At 50.7% G+C, this 11,175-nt stretch carries 8 protein-coding genes; 6 read left to right on the top strand and 2 right to left on the bottom strand.

Annotated features, from left to right (window positions below; genetic code table 11):
- Positions 1 to 206 precede the first annotated feature (206 nt).
- The 3 genes from QZN42_RS05455 (at position 207) to QZN42_RS05445 (ending at position 4,011) form a co-directional block, all read left to right on the top strand.
- A complete protein-coding gene (locus QZN42_RS05455) occupies positions 207 to 344 on the top strand; it encodes a hypothetical protein (RefSeq protein WP_296955017.1) in 138 nt (45 codons plus the stop codon).
- A gap of 688 nt (positions 345 to 1,032) precedes the next feature.
- Positions 1,033 to 1,482: a PaaI family thioesterase gene (locus QZN42_RS05450; protein ID WP_296955014.1), complete on the top strand. Its 450-nt coding sequence runs from the start codon at positions 1,033 to 1,035 to the stop codon at positions 1,480 to 1,482.
- Positions 1,483 to 2,232: 750 nt separating this feature from the next.
- Entirely contained in the window at positions 2,233 to 4,011 is a 1,779-nt protein-coding gene (locus QZN42_RS05445; RefSeq protein ID WP_363916324.1) for an ammonium transporter, read from the top strand.
- A 1,460-nt stretch (positions 4,012 to 5,471) separates the two neighbouring features.
- On the opposite strand, the gene QZN42_RS05440 is transcribed toward QZN42_RS05445, so the two are convergent.
- Together QZN42_RS05440 and QZN42_RS05435 are read right to left on the bottom strand one after the other, a co-directional pair.
- A complete protein-coding gene (locus tag QZN42_RS05440; RefSeq protein WP_296955007.1) occupies positions 5,472 to 5,687 on the bottom strand; it encodes a hypothetical protein in 216 nt (71 codons plus the stop codon).
- Between the two features lie 427 nt (positions 5,688 to 6,114).
- On the bottom strand, positions 6,115 to 6,402 hold the full coding sequence (locus QZN42_RS05435; RefSeq protein ID WP_296955004.1) for a helix-turn-helix domain-containing protein: 288 nt from the start codon (positions 6,400 to 6,402) through the stop codon (positions 6,115 to 6,117).
- Positions 6,403 to 6,742: 340 nt separating this feature from the next.
- Between QZN42_RS05435 and QZN42_RS05430 the strand changes: the two genes are divergently transcribed.
- The 3 genes from QZN42_RS05430 (at position 6,743) to QZN42_RS05420 (ending at position 10,631) form a co-directional block, all read left to right on the top strand.
- Entirely contained in the window at positions 6,743 to 7,393 is a 651-nt protein-coding gene (locus QZN42_RS05430; protein WP_296955001.1) for an SIMPL domain-containing protein, read from the top strand.
- Complete coding sequence (locus tag QZN42_RS05425; protein ID WP_296954998.1) at positions 7,390 to 8,400, top strand: hypothetical protein; 1,011 nt, start codon at positions 7,390 to 7,392, stop codon at positions 8,398 to 8,400. Before QZN42_RS05430 ends, QZN42_RS05425 begins: the two co-directional genes overlap by 4 nt.
- Positions 8,401 to 9,707: 1,307 nt before the next feature.
- Positions 9,708 to 10,631 carry a Fic family protein gene (locus QZN42_RS05420; RefSeq protein ID WP_296954995.1) on the top strand — a complete coding sequence of 308 codons (924 nt, stop codon included), beginning with the start codon at positions 9,708 to 9,710 and terminating at the stop codon, positions 10,629 to 10,631.
- The last annotated feature ends 544 nt before the right edge of the window (positions 10,632 to 11,175 follow it).

Here is an 11,175-nt window from a genome sequence, read left to right as displayed (position 1 = left end):
AGTACTATCTGAGCTTAAGGAATAGATGTAACAATGTAGCGCCGTATACGAGGACCGTACGTACGGTGCAATGGGAGGGCTAATAACTCTACCCTATTTTTGGAAACATAAGTCTTCGATGACCTTTGTTTCGGGATTGTCGGGGGTCCCTGGGGCCATTTCGTGATTGTCGGGAAGGTGCGGCGCAGGGGCGGATGGGATGATTTATGTTTGCTTCTGCACGATCCATTCATGTCGAAAATGAGGATAAAGGAAATCATGATACCGGTCACCACCGTTCCTGGGATGGAAAGGTACCGGCGGAGCCGGGGAAAAGGTTGTTAAACGCTGCAAGGCATGTATGAGGCTAATTGACGAACCAATCCCCGGGACAAATGCCGCAAACGTCTCGCGAGAAGGCTTCCCCTCAGGGAAGCTCCTGCGAAGCGGGTGAAGGGAGCTGACTTTCAAAGCTATGACAAATGACACAAATCCATCATGCGTAACGCAGGAATGGGCCCGCACACGTGAGAAAAAAGTGGAACTTGACAATCGGTCACCACCTTTCCTGGTATGGAAAGGTGGCTGCGGAGCAGCCGGAAAGGTTGTTCAATCGTACAAGGCACATATGAGACAGACTGAAGTAATATCCTCTGGGCAAACGGCTCCATCAAAGAGTGTCTTATTTCCTGAAATTCTAAAATTTAACGAAAATCTAATAAAATAAATTTCCTTTTCTGCACTATATAGGCAGAGCAAGGGAAATCACCCACGAGCTTCCGCTACGGCAGCCATTCTCAGAGAAAGCGGAAAGGGTGACGGACTGCGCTTAAAAATTCACGGGCCCGTGAAAAGAAAAAGAAAATACCAGTATGAGGAAAGCCACTACCCCTCGGAGAAGTATACTTCAGGGGATAGTGGCTTTTTCGTTTCCATCACCTGATTTCTAAAAACTAACCACTACCCGCTACCCACTACTATCCCCCATAGCAATCGCGCCGAAAAGAGTGTACAATAAAACCGTTAGTATGTATTTCACGTGCGAGGTATATTATGGAAGTCCTGACCAATCCAGACGAAATCCGTGCCCACATCAGGGACATTTACAAGCCCAATCATTACATGATGGACTTTATGAAATACGATATTGAAAGAATTGACTGCGGAGACGTAGTCGTCGCTCTCCATACGGACCCGGCCCTTCATGTGAACCACCGGGGCATCATCCACGGTGGAGTCATGGCCTCCCTGGTGGACTCCGTCACCGGCGTCACTTCCGCCAGCCAGGGCGCTGTGGTGGTCACCGTTTCCCTCCAGATTTCCTACATTCACAATACCACCCCCGGAGAAACGATGCGCTGCCACGGCCATATCATCCATCATGGCCGTACTACCGTAGTCATCGTAGGCGATGTCAAAGACGATGACGGAACCCTCATGGGCACCTTCACCGCCAATATGATGGTGGTGAAGCGGTTCCCGGAAATACCGAGGAAATGGTGAGGATAGTTTTTAGTGCTTAGTGGTTAGTGATTCGTTCAAAAGGCGTCTTGAAGAAGGCGCCCTTTTATTTCGGCTGCGCTCCTGCCCGGTTGTCCCTATCCCTGCAAGTCGTTACCGTTTCAGCCCTCCCCAGTGTTGGGAGGGTGCCTGAGCGCAGCAAAGACGGGTGGGTTCATCTACACATACAAATCGAAATTGACTCAAAATGGAAAGCAAGAGCCTGCCTCCGCGGGCCACCGCGTTGGCCCCCCATTCCGCCAATGGCACAAGTCGGAAAGCCTGAAACGCTTCAAGTCTCGATCGGCAGGCAAAATCCCCTTTTCGCCAAAGGCCCGGGTCGGATGGCCACCCATGGTATATGTCTGAATTGTCAGGCAATAATTAAAATTCGTTTTATTCTTTAAACTCATAATAAACTATAAACACTATCGAAAAGTTGTAAAAAATTTGCAAAAAACCCTTGACGAAAGGTAAGGACAGGAGTATTCTAATACCATACAAGGGCGAAATGCCCGAAATTACATATTGTTTTGACAAAGACGTCTGATTATGAGTGTTCATATCAGGCTTTTTCTTTTGGACAAGGGTGCCCGCAGAAATTTGCGGGCATTTTCTATTTCCAAAGGAAAGAACCTGATTCCGCCCGAATCAGACGTTTTTGTCGGGAAGAGGGGAGTGTTTTTTATGAAATCGCTGGTTCGAAAGTGGCCATTGCTCCTTACGACACTGCTGGCATGTCCGGCAGTCGCAATGGCAGCTGACGGGGAAGGCAAGTACTCGCCGGCAGACAGTATCTGGATCCTTCTGGGTGCTATTCTTGTTTACTTCATGCAGCCTGGCTTCGCCATGGTGGAAACGGGCCTCACCCGTGCCAAGAACGCCGGCAACATCGTCATGAAGAATTTCATGGATTTCTCTATTGGTACCGTAGCTTACTGGATTATTGGTTTTGGTCTCATGTTTGGTACCGATATCGGCGGTATCATCGGTACGCCGGATTTCTTCGTCAGAGCCTATGACCCGGGTCCGGACGCAGGTTACACCGCACTTGAATACCTCTTCTTCCAGACCGTATTCTGTGCAACCTCCGCCACCATCGTCTCCGGCGCTATGGCAGAACGTACGAAATTCTCCGCTTACTGCATTTATTCCCTGCTGATTTCCCTCATCATCTATCCGATTTCCGGACACTGGATCTGGGGCGGCGGCTGGCTTGCCGAACTGGGCTTCCATGATTTCGCAGGCTCCACCTGTGTACACATGGTGGGCGGCATCTGCGCACTGGTCGGAGCAGCCATGCTTGGACCGAGAATTGGGAAATACAACAAAGACGGCACGGCAAACGCTATCCCCGGTCACTCCATCACCCTGGCCTGCCTCGGCATGTTCATCCTCTGGATGGGCTGGTTCGGATTCAACGGCGGCTCCACTGTTTCCATGACCGGTGACGATGTGATCGAATCCGTAGGTTCCATCATGGTTACCACCAATATGGCAGCAGCTGCCGCAGCCTGCACCACCATGTGCGTCACCTGGGTGAAATACGGCAAACCTGATGTTTCCATGACCCTGAACGGCGGTCTCGCAGGCCTTGTAGCTATCACCGCAGGCACAGATGTAGTTTCCGTACCGGGCTCCTTCGCTATCGGTGTGATTGCAGGTATCTTCATTGTATACGCTATCGAATTCGTCGATCAGAAACTCAAGATTGATGACCCTGTAGGCGCTATCGCTGCCCACGGCGGCTGCGGTGCCCTCGGCACACTCCTCACCGGCATCTTCGGTGTGGAAGACGGCCTCCTCTATACAGGAAACCCGCACTTCTTCCTCATTCAGCTTCTGGGCGTAGTTGCAGTAGCCATCTATGTATTCATTGCCATTAACATCGTATTCCGCATCATCAAAGCCACCATCGGCCTGCGCGTAACCAGAGAAGAAGAAATCAACGGCCTCGACTTCGAAGAACACGGCCTCGTATCCGCATACGCAGACTTCATGATGATTCCTGATTCCATCAGCGGCCAGATCGAAGCAGCCAAAGCTCCGGAAGACGCAGTGGAAGTTCCGCTTGATAAACCGGAACCGGCCCCGCTTCCGAAAGAAGTACCGGCAGACGGCCACAGACTGTATAACGTAACCATCATTACCTCCGACAAACGCTTCGAAGCACTCAAAGCAGCCATGGAAGCCATCGGTATTACCGGCATGACCGTCACCAAAGCACTGGGCTTCGGTATTGAAAAAGGCCAGACCCAGATGTACCGCGGCGCTCAGGTATCCGCAAAACTGCTGCCGAAGATCAGAGTCGAAATGGTTGTATCCGCAATTCCTCCGAGAAAGATTATCGAAGTGGCAAAGAAAGTCCTCTATACCGGCAAGTACGGAGATGGCAAAGTCTTTGTTTCCACCATTGATAATGCAGTCAAGATCAGAACCGGTGAAGAAGGCTTCGCAGCCCTCCAGGACTACCCGATTGGCGAAGACCCTGTAGCAAAAGAAGAAGCAGCACCGAAAGCTGAAGAAAAATAACTGATTTCCACGAGGAAACAGGAATTAAAAAACGTCCTCCTCAAATTCAAAAGACCGGACACCGTAAGGTGGCCGGCCTTTTTTACTTTCGGGGAAATAAAATTTTTGACGTCGGTTGCGAAGTGACAGGGGAAAGGGATAAGGGGAAAGGGAAGGTGGCGCTGCTGATGCAGCGCAAGTATATATGGGGACTATGCACAGGCGGGGTTGAAAAGCTCATACAAGTCGAAACTATAGAAATCGGACCTCCAGTACCATCCCAATTAAAAAACAGTGCGCTTTACAAATTTTTTGCGCACCACCTTCACTTTTCACTTATCACTTCACACTTACCACTCCATTTACAAGTGTACACTATTTAATCTTCAAAAATTTTCACCACAAATTCACATACTTATTCACAACTTGTTGATAACCTCAATGAGAACGGAAGAAATACAGGAAATACGCATCCCTTTATCCACTGTCCACTGGAGATATACACAGAAAATTGTGAATAACTGTGAATAACCCATCCTTTAGGATGGTATAACCGTCAGAAAACCCCTATTTCATGCCCCTTCCCGCTGCCTGTTGCTTATCCACAGCTGTGAGTTGTGAAAATCACATGTTCACAGGCGGACAGATTTCATGAAAAAATCCGGAAACAGATCCGTCAGAAAAAGGTAAAGTGGGGAAAGAACCGCGAAAAATGGCGAAAAAAGAAGAATTTCAAAGAAAACCGCCGGTCAAAACTGTCCACCAGTGGTGGATATTTACCTGAATGAAGTAAAAATAAAGCTCCCTGACTGAGAATGAAACCGTCTCCTCACAGACGTACACTTATTCAATATTCACAGGAGTGTGATTAATCGGATTGTGAAATGATACAGGCTTTTTTTATGAGAACTTTAGTCTTCGATGACCTTTGTTTCGGGAATATCGGGATTCCCGGGGATATCGGGGCTATCGGGAAGGTGGCGGGCATCAGATTTATGAAGCCCGCCAGTTTTTATATGCCCGCCCAAAAAACAGGGGAAAGGGGCGGGCATCTTGAAATGATACAGGCGCTTTTTTATGGGAACTTTAGCCTTCGATGACTTTTGTTTCGGGAATATCGGGATTCCCGGGGATATCGGGACTATCGGGAAGGTGCGGCGCAAATTTGTGGGCGCCGCATTTTTATTCCCGCCCACCCGCCCGAGAAACAGGGGAAAGGGAAAAGGGAAGGTGTGCCGCTCTCCGGCACGAGTAGATACGGGGACTTTGCACAGGCGAGTTTATTTGCGGCATTTGTCAGATAAGATGACCTGAGCCAGTTACGGTATTCGGGAGTCAGCCCTGTAAGGGACATGCCGCTCTGTAGTCACATTCGAGATTTCGGGGTGCGGTGTGCGGGAAGGTGCAGCGCTGATGCGGCACAAATATATATGGGGATTCTGCCCGGACGAGTTTGAAAAGCCCATACAAGTCGAAATGACTCAAACCTCGAGAGTGCCTCTACAGCAGGCCATGCGGATGGGATAGGCTTCCCCTCGGGGAAGCTGGCCCAAAGGGCCTGAAAGGGCAGGGATGGAACTGCGGCCGAAGGCCGCTGATGAAAAACCTTCCCTGGCCAGGACAAGCTGACGGATGGGATGATTGATGCTTGCTCTGCACTGTCCATCCATGTCGAAAATGAGGAAAACGGTAAGCATGCTGCAGGGCACCACCCTTCCGAGTGCTGGAAGGGTGGCCGCGGAGCGGCCGGGTTGGTTCATCTATCGCTGCAAGGCACAAATGAGGCTGATTGCCAAAAGGTCCTTGGGCTAAATGAGAAAATCCGTAAGCGGGAGGCTCTCCCCCGGGAGAGCTCCCCAAAGGGGTGAGAGGGCCAATCGATTCTTTCGCTATGTCCCATTCCTCCCCCCTCTGACGCCTTCGGCGCCAGCTCCCCCCAGGGGGAGCCAGACCATCCGGCGGCCCTCCCGCCGGGGAAAATCTTCCTGCACTGTCCATCCAAGTCGAAAATGACTGGAAAGTAAAGCAGGAAAATTCCGGGGAAGGAGAGTTCCTCGGGCAGGTTTTGAGGTGCTGATCATCGCATAATAAAAGCTCTATCCGATGATTCGGATAGAGTTTTTATTATGCGATAAATTCAATTTTCAGTTTTCGGCCCATCCCTGCGGCCAGACGCTGCAGCGTTTTCAGGGAGGGATTTGCATTTCCGTTCTCAATTTTGCTGATATCCGCCTGGGTAATTCCGGTACGCTTTGCTAGCTCCTGCTGAGTAAGGCCGGTTTCCCGGCGGGCATCAATCATCGCCTGAATCAGGGTGAACTCCGGTTCCAGTGCGTCATATTCCTTCTTTATTTCAGGATCTTTCATCTGTTCCTGAAAGAATTTTTCATAGTTAGTCAATTTTTCCATCATGTTTTCTCCTTTTCCTGTCTTATTATATGCTATATCACATAATGGTAAAGGATAAAATTGTATTTTCCATAGAAATTCCCAGTTCCGAGTGGTTCCATTCGCCGCGAAGCGGTGGGGCTGTACTATTGAAAAATGACAAAGGACAGTAACCACCCCTGCGTAACGTAATAATGGAAGTTCCGGGAATTTCCATGACCGTTCCTGCACTACATATCCAGGTCAGAGAAATCTATCAATTTTTTTTATTTCCCCTATTCCGAGTGACAAGCGCTGTCCTATCTGCCTGCTATAATACATCCAGAAAGAGGTCATAGATTCGAAACAGAAAGGAGTCTTACTTATGGACAGACGGACGATTTGTGTGAAAGGCGTGGGGCGCGTATCCCGTGCGCCGGATATGGTGGAAGTGGACATGAAGATTTCTGCGTCCAATGAAAGTTATGAAAAGGCAGTCCTCATCAACGGACAGCAGCTCTCCATGCTGCAGGAAGCGGTGGAAGAAGCGGGCCTTCCGGCGAAAGACCTGAAGACCTCTCTTTTCTCCGTGAATCCCAGTTACCACTATAATGACGATACGAGAGAAAAAGAGCTCACCGGCTATGAATGCAGCCAGCGCGCTTCTATTTCCTTCCCCTTCCGGAAAGAACTCTTCTCCGCCGTCCTTTCCAGCCTCTCCTCCTCCATGGCAGAGCCTGTCATCACCCTTTCCTTCCACGTGGCGGATCAGGAAAGTCTGCGGGACGAACTCCTGGCCGCAGCTGTGCGGGATGCCGCTCATAAGGCGCAAGTCCTCACCAAAGCAGCAGGGCAGGCTCTGGGAAATATGATTTCCATCAACTACTCCTGGGACGAAGTCCAGTTCTCCTCGCCCGGCATGAATTATATGGGCGCAAGAGAAGAAATAGGAAGCGCCTCCATGGACGTTCACCCCGAAAATGTGGAAGGAGAAGAATCAGTCACCATCACCTGGGAACTGAAGGAGGAAATATGAAACTGCGTCTCACCCTTGGCAGTCCGAAGGCCGGCTATACCGTCCTTGCGGCCACCCTCATCCGCGGCCGGCCGGTAGAGAGGAAAATCATCATGGACGTACACGGCCGGACCCTGGACAAAGAGAAAGAAATCCCCACGGCCGATGAACTCCTGGGCGCCTGGGCATCCCTCGGCATTTCCGACTGGGCGCCCTTTACCCGGGGCAAAGAAAAAGACTTTGACTGGAAACTGGAAATAGAAGACAGCGGAAAAATCACCCGCCGCGGCAGCGGAGCCGTCCCCAGAGGATGGAGCGCCTTTATTTCCTGGATTGAAAAAATATTTCCCGAAATCTGCCTCATCCCGGCGGACCGGGTAGAAGAACTGACCATCCGCTTCCACTACAAAGGGATAGGCGTGGACAGAAACGAAGTCATCCTCATCTCCCGGGAAGAAAACAGCATCGCCTACAGCGCGGAAAGCAGAGATGGCAAAGAACTGCACATGTTTCAGGAACCGGGGAAGAAATACGCCCGCTACCTTGAAGGATGGTCACCCTTCGAACAGGAAGACTTCCACCTCTTCAAAGAAGCGGACCCCTCCACCATGACAGCCGACCTCACCTTCGAAATCCACCGGCACGACGGAAAGATGAGGACCCTCCACTGCCCCTGGGGCACCTGCTTCTGCGACTACTTCCCCCACCTCCTCTGCGCCCTTCGGACCGACCTCCCGGGGATTCACTCCTACTTCCTCGAAGACCGTCACTACCATAAAAAACTCCCCGCAGGCCAGTACATCTACCTCACCGTCCACTTTGGAAACAGCATAGGCCGCTACAACTACATCACCAGCGACGATTCCATCGTCAAAGGAGATATGGTCAGAGTCCCTGTCGGAAACGACGGATCCACCGCCATCGCCTACGTAGACGAAGTGGGGTACTATACCATAGACAATGCACCCTATCCCGTGCAAAAGACAAAAAGCATCATCGGCAGAGGAAACTACGGAGATGAAAGGTGAAGGTGGAAATAAGGACCCCGGAATTTCGGGGCGGCGGGCATCTTGAAATGATACAGGCGCTTTTTTATGGGAACTTTAGCCTTCGATGACTTTTGTTTCGGGAATATCGGGATTCCCGGGGATATCGGGGCTATCGGGAAGGTGGCGGGCATCAGATTTATGAAGCCCGCCATTTTTTATATGCCCGCCCAAAAAACAGGGGAAAGGGGCGGACATCCTGAAATGATACAGGTGTTTTTTGTGGAAACTTTAGTCTTCGAAGGCTTTTGTTTCGGGAATATCGGGATTCCCGGGGATATCGGGGCTATCGGGAAGGTGTGCCGCTGATGCGGCACAAATATATATGGGGATTCTGCCCAGACGAGTTTGAAAAGCCCATACAAGTCGAAATGACTCAAACCTCGAGAGTGCCTCTACAGCAAGCCATGCGGATGGGATAGGCTTCCCCTCGGGGAAGCTGGCCCGAAGGGCCTGAAAGGGCAGGGAATGGGAATGGCGGTGAAACCGCCTGGTGCTCAACCTTCCCTGGCCAGGACAAGCTGACGGATGGGATGATTGATGCTTACTCACCCATACACGTAGAAAAGCTCATTTGCCTCTTCACCCATAAATCTTCCCCCCTGCCTGCGGCATCCCCCCTATCAAGGGGGGATTTTTCCGTCTACCGGCCCTTCGGGCCGAAAAAACAAGCCAACCTCGCTTCGCTCGGGGAAAAGCAATCGGCTCGCTCCGCTCGCAGCGAATAGGAGAGCACTGGATCATGATTCGCATGGTTTCTCCCATGGAAGTTCCGGGTTCCGAGGCTTTCATCAGAAGCCTGGCTGTCATTCACCCATGCCGGTGCAGCTAAAAAACAATACATGCATCGTGATTATCGTGACTATCGTGGCTATCGTGAAGGTGGCGCGGCACAAATTGGGAAGCCGCGCCTTTTTATATTTGAACTCTATTCTTTGAAACATTGAGAGACCAGTTGTCTTCGATGACTTTGCATTGTCCGGGAGTCGGGACTCGGGAATCGGGGTGGTGGCCGCTTCAAAATCTGAAAGCGGCCATTTTTTATATAAGGCCTTTGGCCCGCAAGTGAGCTGAAATCGATTGTACGCAGGCGGTGGCTCTGCCATTTCGACTTGCCCCTGTATTCCCGGCCGCACCTCTTTGTGTACCTCCGTACGAGAAAAAATGTGTATTCCCGGCCGCGCGCGTGGAGCGGAGGGGAACGGCACTTTCATCAGTCCAATTTTCCGGATGAAATCTTTACTTTTATATGAGATAATAAACTTAAAAGTAAAGATTTGGAGGCTATTATGTACAGCTACGATGGATTAAAGAAAGAATTGGCCCGTCGGGAGATGACCATGACCGCTTTGGGAAAAGCTGCAGGCATATCCTCAAGGACCCTCGCTAAAATTTCAAAAGGACAAAAAATTTCCTCCGCCGTACTCAGGAAGATGAGCATCGTCCTCTCCTGCCCGGTGGAAACCCTTTGCCGCGAAGTCTCGGACAATCCCGTCCTCCGTGCACTCCGGGAAGAAAGAGAGCATCATATTTCCAATGGCTTTTATCATGAACTTCAGGTGCGTATGACCTATAACTCCAACCATATGGAAGGCAGCAGGCTTACGGAAAAAGAAACCCGTATGATTTTCGAAACATCGACTATTGACGGAAATGGCAGCCTCTCCGTGGATGATATTCTGGAAACAGTTCATCATTTCCGGGCCATTGACTATGTCATTGACCATGCAGAAGAAAAACTGACAGAAACCATGATCAAAGAACTTCACCTTATCCTGAAACAGGATACGAAGGACGCAAGACTTCCCTGGTTTGCCGTGGGTGACTATAAAAAAAGACCAAATATGGTAGGCGGCCGGGAAACCGCAGCACCGGAAGACGTACATAAAGAAATGATGCGCCTTCTCTCCGACTATCGGAAAATTCCGCAAATCACCCTGGAAGACATCATTGCCTTCCACGTCCACTTCGAAAGGATCCATCCCTTCCAGGACGGAAACGGCCGGGTAGGCCGGCTCATCGCCCTGAAAGAATGCCTTGGAAATACCATTGTCCCCTTTCTCATAGAAGACAGAAAAAAAGACTACTACTACCGGGGACTCTATGAATGGGACAGAGAACCGGGATACCTCCTGGATACCTGCCGGGATGGTCAGGACACAGTCAGGAAACTGCTGGACTACTTTCAGATAGAAACTGCAGAGTCCCGGTAAAACCTAAAGACTGAAAACTTTGGAAATACACTCATCGGGCTCCCATGGGAGTTCCGGGTTCCGAGGTTCACGCCCGGCGGCCAAAGACGCCTGATGAAAAGCCTTCCCTGGCCAGGGAAGGTGCCCCGCAGGGGCGGATGGGATGATTAATGTATGTTCTGCACTATCCTTTCAAGTCCAGAATGAAGAAAACGGAAATCATGCTGCCGGTCACCACCTTTCTTGGGATGGAAAGGTGGCTGCAGAGCAGCCGGATAGGTTGTTAAACGCTGCAAGGCACAAATGAGGCTAATTGACAAACCATTCTCGTGACAAAAGACACAATCGGCACGCGAGTTGGCTTCCCCTCGGGGAAGCTGGCCCGAAGGGCCTGAAAGGGCAGGGAATGGGAATGGCGGCGAAACCGCCTGGTGCTTAGCCTTCCCTGGCTAGGGAAGGTGTCAGCGAAGCTGACGGATGGGATGATTGATGCTTATTCACCCATACACGTAGAAAAGCGCATTTGCCTCTTCACCCATAAATCTTCCCCCCTGCCTGCGGCATC

Source organism: uncultured Dialister sp. (genome assembly GCA_900314595.1).
In the GTDB taxonomy this organism is placed as follows: domain Bacteria; phylum Bacillota; class Negativicutes; order Veillonellales; family Dialisteraceae; genus Dialister.
The sequence above is the reverse complement of the archived record's forward strand: the minus strand, read 5'-3'. Positions and strand labels throughout refer to the sequence as shown.

What these genes read in the sequence shown, in the direction of transcription:
- QZN42_RS05455 (WP_296955017.1), top strand. Translation starts at nt 207, where the DNA reads ATGTTTGCTTCTGCACGATCCATTCATGTCGAAAATGAGGATAAAGGA.
- QZN42_RS05450 (WP_296955014.1), top strand. Translation starts at nt 1,033, where the DNA reads ATGGAAGTCCTGACCAATCCAGACGAAATCCGTGCCCACATCAGGGAC.
- QZN42_RS05445 (WP_363916324.1), top strand. Translation starts at nt 2,233, where the DNA reads ATGGCAGCTGACGGGGAAGGCAAGTACTCGCCGGCAGACAGTATCTGG.
- QZN42_RS05440 (WP_296955007.1), bottom strand. Translation starts at nt 5,687, where the DNA reads ATGCTTACCGTTTTCCTCATTTTCGACATGGATGGACAGTGCAGAGCA.
- QZN42_RS05435 (WP_296955004.1), bottom strand. Translation starts at nt 6,402, where the DNA reads ATGATGGAAAAATTGACTAACTATGAAAAATTCTTTCAGGAACAGATG.
- QZN42_RS05430 (WP_296955001.1), top strand. Translation starts at nt 6,743, where the DNA reads ATGGACAGACGGACGATTTGTGTGAAAGGCGTGGGGCGCGTATCCCGT.
- QZN42_RS05425 (WP_296954998.1), top strand. Translation starts at nt 7,390, where the DNA reads ATGAAACTGCGTCTCACCCTTGGCAGTCCGAAGGCCGGCTATACCGTC.
- QZN42_RS05420 (WP_296954995.1), top strand. Translation starts at nt 9,708, where the DNA reads ATGTACAGCTACGATGGATTAAAGAAAGAATTGGCCCGTCGGGAGATG.